This is a genomic window from Paenibacillus silagei, assembly GCF_017874735.1.
In the GTDB taxonomy this organism is placed as follows: Bacteria; Bacillota; Bacilli; order Paenibacillales; family Paenibacillaceae; genus Paenibacillus_AQ; species Paenibacillus_AQ silagei.
In genome coordinates, this window is the sequence record NZ_JAGGLV010000020.1 from 106,229 (window position 1) to 120,903 (window position 14,675).

11 protein-coding genes are annotated in these 14,675 nt (G+C 43.7%); all 11 read right to left on the minus strand.

What is annotated here, in order from left to right:
- Positions 1 to 153: 153 nt before the first annotated feature.
- The 11 genes from J2Z70_RS24565 to J2Z70_RS24615 all read right to left on the minus strand — a co-directional run bounded on the left by J2Z70_RS24565 (position 154) and on the right by J2Z70_RS24615 (position 14,503).
- On the minus strand, positions 154 to 1,470 hold the full coding sequence (locus J2Z70_RS24565) for an RES family NAD+ phosphorylase (RefSeq protein ID WP_209877550.1): 1,317 nt from the start codon (positions 1,468 to 1,470) through the stop codon (positions 154 to 156).
- A gap of 283 nt (positions 1,471 to 1,753) precedes the next feature.
- Positions 1,754 to 2,785: a type II toxin-antitoxin system antitoxin DNA ADP-ribosyl glycohydrolase DarG gene (gene darG, locus J2Z70_RS24570; RefSeq protein ID WP_209877553.1), complete on the minus strand. Its 1,032-nt coding sequence runs from the start codon at positions 2,783 to 2,785 to the stop codon at positions 1,754 to 1,756.
- Positions 2,786 to 2,825: 40 nt separating this feature from the next.
- Entirely contained in the window at positions 2,826 to 3,416 is a 591-nt protein-coding gene (locus J2Z70_RS24575; RefSeq protein WP_209877554.1) for a DarT ssDNA thymidine ADP-ribosyltransferase family protein, read from the minus strand.
- A gap of 845 nt (positions 3,417 to 4,261) precedes the next feature.
- Positions 4,262 to 5,254 carry an RES family NAD+ phosphorylase gene (locus J2Z70_RS24580; RefSeq protein ID WP_209877556.1) on the minus strand — a complete coding sequence of 331 codons (993 nt, stop codon included), beginning with the start codon at positions 5,252 to 5,254 and terminating at the stop codon, positions 4,262 to 4,264.
- 1,001 nt (positions 5,255 to 6,255) lie between these two features.
- Complete coding sequence (locus tag J2Z70_RS24585) at positions 6,256 to 6,558, minus strand: ATP-binding cassette domain-containing protein (RefSeq protein WP_209877558.1); 303 nt, start codon at positions 6,556 to 6,558, stop codon at positions 6,256 to 6,258.
- Positions 6,551 to 6,793 carry a hypothetical protein gene (locus tag J2Z70_RS24590; protein WP_209877560.1) on the minus strand — a complete coding sequence of 81 codons (243 nt, stop codon included), beginning with the start codon at positions 6,791 to 6,793 and terminating at the stop codon, positions 6,551 to 6,553. The genes J2Z70_RS24585 and J2Z70_RS24590 overlap by 8 nt, the downstream gene beginning before the upstream one ends.
- A 388-nt stretch (positions 6,794 to 7,181) precedes the next feature.
- On the minus strand, positions 7,182 to 9,566 hold the full coding sequence (locus tag J2Z70_RS24595; protein ID WP_209877562.1) for a glycoside hydrolase family 2 TIM barrel-domain containing protein: 2,385 nt from the start codon (positions 9,564 to 9,566) through the stop codon (positions 7,182 to 7,184).
- A gap of 47 nt (positions 9,567 to 9,613) precedes the next feature.
- Positions 9,614 to 11,200, minus strand: a complete 1,587-nt coding sequence (locus J2Z70_RS24600; protein ID WP_209877564.1) for a DUF3502 domain-containing protein — start codon at positions 11,198 to 11,200, stop codon at positions 9,614 to 9,616.
- 93 nt (positions 11,201 to 11,293) lie between these two features.
- Entirely contained in the window at positions 11,294 to 12,205 is a 912-nt protein-coding gene (locus J2Z70_RS24605; RefSeq protein WP_209877566.1) for a carbohydrate ABC transporter permease, read from the minus strand.
- A 12-nt stretch (positions 12,206 to 12,217) separates the two neighbouring features.
- Positions 12,218 to 13,186 (minus strand): ABC transporter permease, encoded by a 969-nt coding sequence (locus tag J2Z70_RS24610; protein WP_209877569.1) that lies wholly within the window; start codon positions 13,184 to 13,186, stop codon positions 12,218 to 12,220.
- A 267-nt stretch (positions 13,187 to 13,453) separates the two neighbouring features.
- Complete coding sequence (locus J2Z70_RS24615) at positions 13,454 to 14,503, minus strand: LacI family DNA-binding transcriptional regulator (RefSeq protein WP_209877571.1); 1,050 nt, start codon at positions 14,501 to 14,503, stop codon at positions 13,454 to 13,456.
- Positions 14,504 to 14,675 lie beyond the last annotated feature (172 nt).

Consider the following 14,675-nt stretch of genomic DNA (forward strand, 5'->3'; position numbering starts at 1 on the left):
CTGCCTGATTTGTAAATCAGGCCAGACTATTTGTGAGAGTCCTAGCTTGGCGGGGCTTACAGCACCGTCAAAATTTTTAAACAACTCTAGTCATATCGCATGAGTTGTAAAGTTCTAAACATAGTAGTGATAGAAACTAAATAAAATTTTTATTTATCTCACATTTGTTCCTACTAGACTCGCTTTAAACCAACCTCTCAAGTAATCAAAGAAGACATAATTTAAAGCATTACTATCTTGACTACTATTAAAGACTATGCCTGTAATCCCCTTTCTTTTTGCACATTGAGCAATAAATGTAGGTACTAAATACTCTAAACCGGATGAAGTATTTACGCTAAAGCTGCAAAACTGGACTAATGGAGTATCCTTTTCAGTTAAATCAATTAAATCAACTGTTTTAATCAATTCAAGTTTCATAATATCGACAGAAATGTTGCTATTTTTCAAACATTCTTTTATTGCAACATCTTTGTTATCGCAAGTATATAACTCCCCATGTCCTGAATAATTAAAACGTCCAATTCCTGTGACCCCATAAGGTGCAGAAAACATTTCTTCTGTAGTATATGGAATTTCTCTTTTTTCAGAATCCCTTGGTCTTGCTCTGAATAATAGAGTATTGTTGTGAACAGTTCTTATTTTAATGTTATTTAATTCATCGAATATTTTCTTTCCTACATTATGTTCAAGCCCTAGCATCGGGAATTTTGCCAAATAATTATAGAACGACAAAGCTTCTTCTTTTGTTATACTGTTAAGTAGTTCAGTTGAACTAACTGTACTTACCATTGACTTAACTGGTATTTTATCACTCGTATCATTCATTACAAAGAATGAGTCTATTTCACCTTTTTCCAAAACCTCATTTTCAATTTTGAATTTAGATGGAGAAATCCCAGATAATATGCTCTTTACATTTTGATTATCTATGTTTAAGGATGGGTATGCTTTTTCAAAAGTCTCTTTTGGTACAACTAGATTCTTAAATTGATTGCTAGTTGCAGCCTCTAATGCCATCTTTACCTCTGGTATGATCCCTACTCTGGTAGCCTCTATTGCTGCCGTCACTATTCTTGTTGCTTCAGGGGTGATCCCTATTCTAAACGCCTCTTTTGCTGCCATACCCATTTTTGTCACTTCAGGATTAATTCCTATCTTTGCGAAATTTAATCCTTCTATCCGTACCTCTGGTGAGATTCCTCTTGTAGCCTCCATTGCTGCTAACCCAACTTTTGTTGCATCATAATAAATTCCATTTTCAAGAAAATCAAACATTGCCATCCTTGCCTCTGATGAGATTCCTATTCTTGTAGCCTCCATTGCTGCCATTCCTATTTTTGTAGTTTCAGGGATGATTCCTATCCTTATAGAATTCCCCATCGCCAACTTTGTATTATCAGAGACATTATAAGTTTTATTCAATTCATCTTTCTCAGATACTGATGATTTTTCTGAGTCATCTAACATTTCTGTCCCTCCAACGATACTATAATTCAAAAACTTTCCTCTAAAATACTACGAAAATACAAGAAAGAGGTGAAGATGAGGGGGAAAATATTCAAAGAGGAATATCCATTAAACAAAATGTTTAAGCTGACTGTCCCTTTGATTTTGAATACAAACTATAAAAGTTTCTGTAGGATAATCTGATTTAAGTTTTCTGAGTTAAAAATCAAAGGCTTCCCAAAATGTTGAGGAGGATTAATCAAATTTTTACTTAATGACTATTGCTAAAATAATATTTGTCCACCTAATGAATATTATTCTTAATAATGGTATAACCTATTAATTCTTTTTTAAGTAAGTTAGCTTGCATTAAAAATGCTATTCCCTGCATAATTTCTTGTCTAGAAAATCGATTAGCCTTATCATCTGACCATGATAAAAATTTATTAATAATTTCCTCTTCAGATAGAGTACCATCTTCCTCTATTAAGAAGAGTATAGTTGTAAGACATTCCAATTCGTGATCAGTATTTATCGAATTAATAAAAGTACAGGCTCTTTCAATTAAGGGTGCTAAAAATGTTAATTTCAACTCAACATTTTCACTAACTATTTTTTTAAAGAGAATAGACTTAGCTTCTTCAGTATTTCTCACATTATGATAAATTTGATATTCTCTAATATTTCGACTGATAATAGTTATAGAATTATCATAAGGTCCATATAAATGTTTTTGGAAATTAAAGTATTTTTTTTCAGAAAAAATATCTACCATGAATGCTGTTTTCTGTAGCCGAAGTTTATTAAATTGAAGGAGTTGATTCTTGATTTCCATTAATACCAAAGCCGAAGTGCTTAATTTAGGTTCAGCAGTAGGTTGAGAAATGTAGCTCTTGGAAGGTTCAAATATAAGAATGTCTGTAGTAAGAGCTGTCGTTTCTAATTTTTTTTCAATTAGTGGCTTAACTTCTCCCCATATTAAACCGCCATTACCACTACCTAGTGGGGGAATGGAAATACTCTTTATTTTCAGTTGTCTAATAAGATCATTTAACGCATCCAGGCCCTTTTCTATATACGAAATTTTAGATTTCTCACGCCACTTATCTTTTGTTGGAAAGTTAATAATTAGTTTTCCCTGTTCGTTGGAGTAATGTAATTTCCCAACCGTGAGGATACCACTTTTACAAGCTTTTATATAATCTTTGTTGTTCTCTGGGAATTGCAATTTAAACTGATAAGCAATCCCTTTTCCCATATATCCTTCACAATTGACTGTATTAACTAAAGCTTCTGTATATGACTTTAATAAATCACCTGAAGTATAGGTTATCAATTAACTTCCTCCTTTCTATATAGAATTAATTATAGCGGGCTTAAAACCAACTTCTAATGTTGACATAGGGTCTATTACCATTTATCCCGTATTGATCTAAAATATCCTCAACCAATTGTTTCGTTTGCTCACTGCGCACATTAATTGAATGAAAACCTTCTGCAGGCACTGTAAGATCAGTCAAACATTCGGCCATCTTGACATGTTTAGAGTATTCATCAATTAAACCTTTCTTGGTTAACACAGCCCAATCTATTTCAGAAAAACCTTCGTCATAATCGAGTAAATTACATTCATCAATTGATAAAGGATGTTTGGGAAGAATTTTAAAATTATTATGCTTTGCCTTAACTCGTGTTATACAAATATAAACAAATTCATCTTTCCAATAAGTATGTTTTACAGCAACATCAAATGAAGAGTATGGGTGAAAATGAAAAGGGGTATAAATATCAAGCCCCAATTGAGTTCTTTTATGTATTATATCAGGATTAGCAACATCCTCAAAGATAGCTCCACTTTCTAATAAAGTTCTCCTTGGAATAAGTCCATGTTCTATAATGGATTCAAGATTATCTAACTTAGTTAAATGATATAATAATTTTCCATCTTTAGCTAAATCAATGCCCATTTTCATTACCTCCTAGTATTTTTTATCATATAGAACTATTCGTGCCTAAAGACTCACTTCTTTAGTCTTATTTTCGACATTCAAAATCCATATTCCTCCACAAATATCTATTTTTTGTTTTGTTCGCAAATAACTTTCACAATGAGACAAAACAAATCCAGGACTTTAGATCCTAGTAGAATGACTTGTTAACCCAAACCCTTTTCTGTCTTTAACTTTTTTCAGGAGATAGATTTTGTAGAACTTGCGTGCTATTCAGAGTTAAATTATGTAAACGGCGCATTGATGTTTGAGCATCATTCTACTGAATTGGGAAGGAGAGATCCTTGCTTGAGTATCGAATGTTACTTGGTTACATTCAAAGCAATAAAAGCACTCTTACCTAAATGCTCAAACTTATGGTATAGGGAGTTCACCTAAATTTTCAAATACGGTTTCCGCCTACAACAAAGTAAAAATGAATACGGTTACATCCTTGCATTAAAAATTCCACTATAATATTCAAGAAACAATGACAAGGAAAAATTCTATCTAAACCCTTCCTTGGAATCCCCATTTAAAGTAAGTTCTCCAATATGATAAAATTACAATTAGAAGCTCTTTTATAGTGCTCTTTGCAATCCTTTATTATTTCTCTAACTACCCAATACAGTTATCGAAGCTAAAATTACATATCGACATTCTTGATCATGTTTAATTACCGTTGACACAAAATTCATATCGGAAATCTACTTGATTCTCCCGTCAAAATCTTAAGATCAAAAAACGCTTGAATTGAGATTCAAGCGTTTTTTATTTTTCACTGATTCAAGATAAGCCAAGAGCAGAGATATACAATCAATACGTCAAAGTATATCTCTACTTAATATTTTTTTTAGCTCTTCAAGTTTAGTATCGCTTGCATTAAAAAAAAACATTTCATCAAATTGAATTTTTTTAAAATTTTCCGAATAACTAATTAGTGCAAGATTCACACCTTCATTAAAACGAACACTTGGATATTTAATGGCATTGAATCCCAAAGATTTAGCACAATCTGAAATGAATCTCGTAAAGACATAGTGAGGTTTATGCCATCCATCTCCTCCATTTGGTGAATTCATTAAAGATGACCATCTTATAATTTTAATGATGTCTGAATCATGAGTTTGCATTGTTAAGTCTAATACTTTGATAGGTTTATTTATACGAAGGCCTGCAATTATCACCCCCTCCTTGGGCGAACGAAGCTCATGAAAGCATGTTTCTGGCTCCTGAGATAGATATAATACTTGTTGGCCAGCATGATTATATCTTCCCTCAACAATCTTTTCTTTAGGAGAAGCAAAAAAATCAGTTACAGTATAATTTATTGCATTATTAAATATTCGAGCTCTATAAACTATATCAGGTAAAACCCTAGCTTCTACTGTTTGAGATATATAACTGATTTCTTGAAAAACCTCATTTGCAAAAGGATGTGCTAGTAGTAAAAAGGGGGTTTCATATGCTATATTAGTGATTTCCTCTATAAGTTGCTCAAATCCATATGGAACATTAAAAGGCATATTATAGGGATATATAACTCCATCTAATTTTTGGTCGCAGCGTGGACATACTAAATCAGAGGAAAATTTCTTAAATTCATCTTCAGTTATAAAATCACAGAATCGCATCATGAAATACAATGACGAAATTTGTATAGAATATGAATGAAAATCCCGGTCATTCAAATAGACACCAGGCCAGCACTTCATAAATTCAACTACACATTTTTCACAACATATGATTTCAGCTGAAAAGATCGAATCAAATTCTTCCGCAAAAACTAAATGAAAGTACTCAAGTTTATCCTTCAATGTTATTTCTTCTTCTATTTTAATCCTCACCTTTCGTTCAGACTATTAGATACGATTATGGATTTGTATTTCAATTCCATTCGAAATATAGCAATGTATAGACAATTTTGCAAATAGCAATGATATGCAATTGTTAACCGGAGTGTTTTTTAGAACTGCCTTTATTATTGCTATACTTTAAAGCTGTTGTCTAAATATCAGAAAGCATAATTATTCAGCAATATATCAATTGAATTTGAGTTCGATTCATCAGAAAATAAACAAGAATATCACAGCCGAATTCATATAATCCAGCCGCCCCATGTCCTCAGATTCAGAGACCTGTATCAAATCTGCTCGCTTAAAAACCATCGGGTTGAGGTGCTTGCCCACGCTTAGCCCGTAAATCTCCTCATAACAGTTCCCGAGTCCATCCAGACATGATAGAACAGATACATAAATGCCAGTGCGCCCAAGGAAAAGAGAATCATCTTGAAGTCTATTTGTTGCGTAGCATAGGCAGCCGCAGCACCCAGGGGACCGCCTGGAGCAAAGCAATCCTGATGTACACGTAAGACATCCCTGGATTCACCTGAAATAAAAGCCGCAGGTATTGGGCTCCGTTCCTCAGGAAACCCTTCCCCCGTATTCTATACATGTTGCACTATGCTCTCTGCTTCATACCACGACTTCTGGCTGACAAACATCTTCCGGTATATCCCGTCCGGATTTTCCATCAATTGCTCATGGGAGCCCTGCTCCGCAATCCGCCCGCTACGCACCACCAGGATCTCATCCGAGATTCTCGCAACACCCAGCCTGTGGGAGTGAAACGGTCTGCGCGGATGCTGCCAAACATCTCATACAGCCTGCTCTCTTCGATGGGGTCCAGGCAGCAGTAGGCTCAGTTGAGTTGGAGTACAACAGTCTGGCTATCGCCAATCGCTGCCATTGCCCGCCGGAGAGATCCAGGTTGTTCTCTTTGATTTTGCCAACATAAGTATCGAGACCGGCTTCCAGCCTCAGAGAACCATCTCACCCAGATTCATCTTTCTTTTATTGTGAAGGATTCGCTCTTCATCCAGCTTCAGGATATTCCCCAGCCGGACATTATCCTGGATCGCCAGCGCGTATCTGGCGTAATTCTGGAAGACCACTGCGATGATGCTTTTCAGCTCAGGGTAGCTGTACTCCCGAAGGTTCCTATTATTAATGAAGATTTCTCCCTCGTAGTTATCGTACATCCCGGTGAGTAGTTTGATGAGGATGGACTCGCCGGCCCGCCCCGTTCTGCCGACAATGGCATAGCTTTTCCCGCTAACCATGGTTAACGAGCACCGATTCAATATGTATCTCCTCGTATCCGGGTTGTGGAGTCTGATCATACAGCTTGTCGTACCAGATCCCTGAGCGCTCGACTATAACCGAGAACGTGCGATCCTCTGCATCCTCTCCGCTGGTCAAAATATGGGCCAGATCCGCACTCCTCCTCCGTATCCACTGCGCCTCTATCCCCAGCATATAATTCGTTTTGCCCGTCTTCATGGCGATGTAGGACAAAGGCACCGGAACCAACACAATCACTATCCCCGTAATGAAGTGGACGACATCACAATCACAAGCAGCGAAATAGTCCTAATCAACATATTCAGGCCACTAATCATATTGTTGAACCCGCCGTGAAATGACCTACCGGATCGCCGCACACCCTATGGATTAACTCCGAAGTCTCCTTAGTCTCAATATGCTCATACTCCAATTGTGCCCGCTTCAATACCATCTACCGCTTCAGCCGCACATTCGGACGATTGCGTCCTGTCAGATTACAGGGGTTTGGATAAAGTAAAAATAAAAATGACTGCGCCGGAATTGGCAGCAGTCATTTTATTAGAACCAACTGTGGTATTCCCTCTAAGGCTGAGGTGTTGTTAGACTTATACCGTCCAACTCATAAAGAGCTTATTTCAAGCTCAGCCTGCGGTAATCCCGGAATGACCGCAGTGAGCTTAATCGTTCCGGAGACGGCTCCGGCCCGGATATAGGCCAGCAGCTTGCCGTGATGGGTATTTCGCGTATGGGAGCGGTAAGGCTCCAGATCCTGCACATTTCCATTCTCCAATCCCAATAGTTCACCTGCTCCCTCTACGGTCACCGTGACAGGAACCTCCGCGCCGTATACTCCGGTGCCCGCCGCATCCACAATGTCGAGCTCCACATGGGCGATATCCCGCAGGTTGGCCCGCAGCTGCAGGGTATCGGCTGTCACTCTTAGCTGCTCCGGCGCTGCCGCCGTGTGAAGCTCCCGCTTGACCGTTCTGCCCTGTCCGTCTTTCCCCGTTAAAAGCAGCGTTCCCGGTTCAAAGCTCACTTCCCAGCTCAGCAGCAGCTCTCCGCTCTCATCAGGACGTCCTACCCCGAGCAGCTTGCCGTTAAGGTACAGTTCCGCAGCCGCCAGATTGGTATAACCGTCTACAATCAACCGCTCGCCCGGCTCCCAGTTCCAGCTTGGCTTACCGCCTGAGCGTCCACCGGTATCAGATATTCCCGGTTCCTCTGCCCTGCGGACGGCGAGATAAGCCATCGGCGTATCGCTCCACAGGCTCTGGCGGTAATAATAGCTTGGTTTCGGGAAGCCGGCAAGGTCCATGAACCCTGCCTGCGAGGCCCGAATCGGCCAGCCATGCGCTTCTCCCAGATAGTCGATTCCAGTCCATATGAACTGTGCGCAAATATCGGGGTTATCGCGGACCGCCAGCCACTCCTGCAGTCCCGGCGAATTCTCGCTGCCGTAGAGCACACGATCCGGGTAAGCGCTCCGATCCTTGAAGTATAAAGACTCCCTGTAATTATAGCCGACCACGTCGAGCGTATCGGAATAACCGATAAGATTAGCTAGTTCCGGATAAGCGAGCGCCGCCGTTACTGGCCGTGTCTTGTCACATGCCTTCACAGCCTGCACCAGTCTTCTAGCTATGACAGCAAGACGTTCAGCATTCGGCTTGTTCGGATCATATACACGTTCTTCAGCAGGCTTGTTGGCATCATTGTTGCCGGTCATCGTCTGGAAGGAGGGGTGGCAGTAAGGATCATTAGGATAGTCTACCTCATTGCCGATACTCCACATAATAATAGAAGGATGATTCCGGTCGCGCTTCACCATCTCCTGAATATCCGTAATGCCCCAGTCCGGGAAATCCTCATAATAACCGAAGTGCTTGGGAGGATATACATTATGTCCGGTAGACCATTTGTTCTTGACGCCTTCCCATTCATCAAAGGCTTCGTCCATCACCATAAATCCCATTTGATCACACAAATCCAGGAGAACCGGAGCTGGCGGATTATGGCTCATACGGATGGCATTGCAGCCCATGTCCTTAAGGTAGCGTAGCCGCCGGATCCAGACATCGCCGGGAACGGCAGCGCCGAGGCAACCGGCGTCATGATGTACACAGACTCCCTTGATCTTAAGAGCCTCTCCATTCAGCTTGAACCCTTCTGCCGGATCGAAGTGAATGCTCCGGAGGCCGACGGGAGTGCGGACCTCATCAACCGTTGCACCCTTCCAGATAATTTCTGTAATGAGTGTATACATATTGGGGGCTTCCGGCGACCAGAGCTTCGGCCCCTTCACTTGAATGACCTGTTGACTGAGTTCCGTACCGCCCGCCGCCGGCAACAGCTCCACCGAAGTTCCCGCATTGATGCCATCCTCATCTACAAGAGTGTGAAGTACGCTGATCTCTGCGGCTTCCCCTGTTTCGTTAAGAATCCTGGTCTCTACCTGCAGCTCCGCCCCTTCCAGGCTAATTTCAGCTGTCGAGGCAAAAACACCGTATTGCGCAACATGAATGTCATGCGTAAATGTCAGATAGACATCACGGTAGATCCCTGAACCGGTGTACCAGCGGGAGTCGGCTGTCTCCGCATGGTTCACTTTTACCGCAATGGTATTGACAGCTCCCCCATACGCCAGCAGGTCCGTGATTTCATAAGTGAACGTGCTATAACCATACGGACGTTTTCCTAGATAATAGCTGTTCACCCAGACCTGCGAATGGTTGTAGACGCCTTCAAAGGTAAGGTACGCACGTTTACCCTCCAGCCGGTCCGGCAACACAACATGCTTGCGGTACCAGCCGGTTCCGCCGGGCAGATATCCGCTCCCGCTGGAATAATCTCTGGAAAAATCAGCCTCGATGGCCCAATCATGCGGAAGTGTGACTTTACGCCAAGCTTTGTCGTCATATCCCTTGTACCATGCCTGGGGTACATCCCCCTGATTGAAACACCACTCCGCATTAAGCCATATCTTACTCCTGGACTCGTTCATGCACTTCTCCTTTACCTTAAATTTTTTAGTTCAATCTATCTAGCCGTTTATTTCGCAGATTCCATTTTTTGCTTGAACGCATCCAGCTGCTTCTGCAATTCAGCCTTGACCTTATCATATCCGGCAGTCTTGATTTTGGCTCTGAACTCCTCCACTGCTTTGGCAGGATCACTTACCTTCCCGAAGTTGATAGCCGGACCAAGCTCCCCGGCCACCTGCGAGATCGCAGTCAGTTCACTTTCCACAGGAGTTTTGTCGAAGACAAACTGACCGTAAGGATACGGAATTTTGATTTTGTCGTATTCGTCATAGAGGGTGCCGATTTCACTCCACACCGTTTCGCTTGGAATTTCGAATTTATCCATTCGGCCACCCCAGAAATCTGCATAGAAGCTGTCAGAAGCTTCATTGTAGTTGGCTGGCAGTGTTCTCTTTCCATCCTTAATTTCATATTGAACGCCTTCGATACCATAGTTGATCAGATGATAGATTTCTTCATTGTTGCGGATCAAATCATACGCCATCAGCGCCCGCTCCGGATTTTTGCTGTGGGCACCCAGGGAGGTACCGCCGTGTGTAATCGACAGTTCCATCAGGTTTTTACCGCCGGTCCGGTTGAACGGGAACATCTGCAGTTCGGAGCCTGGCTGGGCTTTGTCCATCTCTACACGCAGCGTGGAGAAGGTCTGTGTGTGATGCTGGTCCAGACCGGATAATCCGGCTTTGAGGGCTATACGGTTGTCATTTTTGTTATTGAGCGCATCCTCGCGCCAGAATCCTTTATCGGCCCATTCTTTCATCAGCTTGGCATAATTCAGGAAGAGATCGCTGAAGATCGGCTCAGCTACAGTATATTTCTCATCGTTTGATACCGATGTAAATACTGGCATGTAGCCTGTAGAGATCGGGAGGTCCAGGTTATCCGTATAGGACTGAATATAGCCGCCCCATGTCACCGCACCGGAAGCCATATCCCATGGAATGACATCCGGCTTATTGTCTTTGATATATTGCAGATACTGGCCGATTTCTTCCCAATTCTTAATCGGTTCGCTCAGCCCGGCTTCCTTCGCCCAGTCGCCGCGGTAGAAGAAGCCATGATTGACCCATTGCGTGTAATCGTTCTCAGGAATCAGCACAATTTTGCCGTTGTAACGGCTCTCGTTCCAATCCTTCTCAGGAACGGATTTCCAGGTTTCCGGTGCATACTTGGGCAGCAGCTCATCCAGATTCATGAAAGCCCCGCGCTGCGCATTGGCCCAGGTATCGAGCCAATCCGTTCCGATAGTGATCAGATCAACTGCCTCCCCTGAAGCCAGCAGCAGGTTGTATTTGGTCTGCCAATCAGCCCATTCGACCCATTTCCATTCCAGCTCGGCATTGATTTTTTCCTTCATAATTTCATTGACCTTGGCCAGCACCTTTTCGAATTGTCCATTCTTCGGCTTATCACCCAGTACCACATAACTGATCTTTACGAACTTGGAGGTGTCCGGCGCCGAGCTGTCTTTGTTTCCATTGTCATTCGTCGTACCAGCCCCATTGTTAGCCGCATTATTCCCGCCACCGCAGGCGGCCAGCGTAAACAGTAAGAGGAACGTCAACATGATGCTTGATGCTTTTTTGATCCCCATTCTTGTACAACCTCCCTGTATTTAATTTACTCTATGTGAGAAGGCTTGATGGCCTTGGCACATCGTTGCAGTAGAATTGAATGGTCTGGAAGATCAGCCCTTTACGGCCCCTACGGTGATTCCCTTAATGAAGTAGCGCTGTACGAACGGGTAGAACAAAATGACAGGACCTGTGGCAACTACCGCTGTCGCCATCTTCATGGACTCAAGTGGCATATCGCGAAGCTGCACATTCGAGGCGGCAGCGGAATTGCGGACATAATCCGCACTGGTAATCACGTTATACAAAAAAAGCTGCAAGGTGCGATATTTCATATCCGGCGACAGAAACAGCATGGAGTTATACCATTCGTTCCAATAACCCAGGGCGATGAACAGCCCGATGGTGGCAAGGGCGGGCGTGGTCATCGGCAGAATCAGCCGGAGGAAAATCGTAAAGTCGCCTGCTCCGTCGATCTTCGCCGATTCCGTAATGGCATGAGGAATCGAGCGGACGAAGCTTTTCATCATAATGATTAGAAACGGAGTCAGCAGACCCGGGAGCAGAACCGCCAGATAGTTATCTTTTAGATGGAGGTACTGGGTGATCAACAGGTAGAACGGCACCAGACCTCCAGAGAACAGTGTAGTGAAGTAAATGAAGAAAGAAATTTTGTTCCGGTACATGAAGTCCGGCCGCTGCAGCGCGTATCCCGTCATAGCCACCAGCAACAGGCCAATCGCCGTACCCACCATGGTTATGACAATCGTTACTATATACGATCCGATGATCAGACCGGGATTCTCAAACACGATTTTATAAGCGAACAGACTGAATTCTTTGGGCCAGAAGTTGAAGCCGGAGAGCTTGATGGCCGACTCGGAGGTGAAGGAGGTTCCCAGCACCAGCAAGAATGGCAACAGACAGCAGAGGGCGAACAAGCCGATAAACAGATATCCGATCCACTGAACGACAAGTCCGCTGGCGTCAGTTTTTTTGCGTACGCTTACAAAAGTCTCATCCATGGGCAAGTCCTCCTAGAAAAGTGAATTGTCAGGCGATACCTTTTTGACCAGCCAGTTAGCGGATAGAACAACGATGAACCCGAACAAGGATTGATACAGGCTGACCGCACTGCCCATCGAGAAGTTGAAGTTGGTCATCAGTGAGCGGAACACATAGGTCTCGATGATATCCGTAGAGGCGTACAACGCTGTGTTGTTGGCACCCACCAGATTAAAGAATAACCCGAAGTTCCCCTTAAGGATTCCGCCAAGCGAGAACAACAGCAGAATGATGAAGGTCGGTTTAAGCCAAGGCAGTACGATATACCGTATACGCTGAAAAGCATTGGCCCCGTCGATCTCCGAAGCCTCTACAATCTCACTGTCCAGCCCCATAATGGCGGCGAAATACACAATGGAGCCATAACCGGTGCTTTGCCATAAATACGTGATGACAATGATAAAAGGCCACGCCCCCGGACTCGAGTACGCCTTCACCGGTTCAAGCCCCAATGAGTTCAGAACCGAGTTCAAAATGCCATAATCGTAACTCAGAATATTGTAGGCGATGAGTCCGATCAGAACGGCGGATACGAAATACGGCAGGAACATCATGGTTTGGGATACTTTCTTGAACCATTTGGACCGTATCTCGTTCAACAGTACAGCGACCGTAATCTGAAGCATGTTGCCCAGCAGGATAAACGCAATGTTATAGGCAATCGTGTTGAAGGTCAGCCGCCACAGGTCACCTGTCATGACGAGGAACCGGAAATTCTCCAGCCCGGCAAAGGCACTTCCGAAGATACCGTCAGAATAATTGTACTTGATGAATGCCAGATACAGCCCAGGCATAGGCAGATAGGAAAAGATGAGAAAAAACGCTATCGCCGGAAAGCACATCAGCAGCAATGTCTTGTTGTTCTTAAAACGTTTCCAGCGGCCGCGTTTGGCTCCGGTATACCTCTTCTCTGTCAATTGGGCAGGTGAAGCAGTGGACATAAGACCCCTCCTTAGTTGAATAGTCAGCGGATTTCGACTGTAAAATTTATGAAACCCATTTCATTTGAAGCCAAAAAAATAAAACCCATGATTCATCCTTTCTCTCTTATTCTCGCAAATTTCCCAGGGAGGTGTCCTTGTTCTTTGAGCAAGTCATTGGATTAAAATGAAATGGGTTTCATATATATTTAAAATGTAAGGGCTTTCTTCAACAGAATAAGCCCTCATTATTTCAAAGTCAACTATTAATTTATAATGTGGACCAAATTATTTCTGGAGAGGCGCCGTCGTTTGGCGTACCCTTAGCTCGGGAACAACCGAATGTAGAGAAGGCACCTTTTTGCCGGCAATCAGCTTATGCAGCATCTCTGCCGCCAGACGGCCGATCTCGTTCGCCATCAGCGATACCGTAGTCAGCTCAGGAATGCTGAAGGACGCAAATGGAATATCATCGTAACCAACAATGGACAATTCCGCCGGCACGGCAAGTCCCGCCCGGTCAGCCGCTTTCAGTGCTCCGATGGCCACCAGGTCGTTCATACACATGATAGCTGTCGGCCGATCCGGCAAATTCAGCACCTGCTCTGCAAATTCTAAGCCTTTGTTGACAGAGAATCCCCCTTGGACCATCCACTCCTTGCGGACCTCCAGACCGTTGTTTCGCATGGCCGTCCGGAATCCTTGAATCCGCTGCTGCGTATTGGACATGTGCACAAAACCGCCAATGACGGCGATATCCCGGTGTCCAAGATCAATTAAATGCTGTGCGGCCAGCTCCGCCCCCAGTCTCTGGTCGACCGCCACCCTGTGAATCTTCGTGTTGGGCAGATTCCCATTAATCATCAGCACCGGAACACGTTTTGCCACTTCCTCTACCTCCCGCACCAGCGCCGCATCCGGCTTGGACAAATCCAGTCTGCCGCCAATCATCACGATACCATCGACCTGCTTCTCCATCAAGATCCCCAGGTACTGTGATTCCCGCGCATACTGGCGTTCTGTCTCCTCGTCCGAGGAGACGGTATCGCACAAAAAACAGGTGTAGCCCAGCTTTCTCGTCTCCCGGTCAAAGCTGGCCAGAACCTCCGGAAAAAACGGGTTGGTGATATCCGGCAGGATGAACCCGATCATCCCGGTTTCTTTGCGGATCAGGCTTCTCGCAAGCGCGTTAGGCTGAAACTGGTGCTTGTCAATCAGCGCAGTAATCCGCTCTCTCGTTTCTTTCTTGACGGGAGCGGTATTGTTAAGCACTCTGGATACAGTGGCAACCGAGACGTTAGCTTCCCTGGCGATATCATATACTGTAACGTGCTTCATTCTGCTTCCTCTCTTTGCGCATCGGCAATAACTGGTTTGTCCTTCATCTTATCGTTTAGATCTGTATTAGTAAACCATTTATTCCTATTCCGCTCCAGCGCCGGGCAAAGCGTATGCTGAATGTCCTCGTCACTTTCAATCCAGGCATCACTATAATGTAATCGGTTTCATC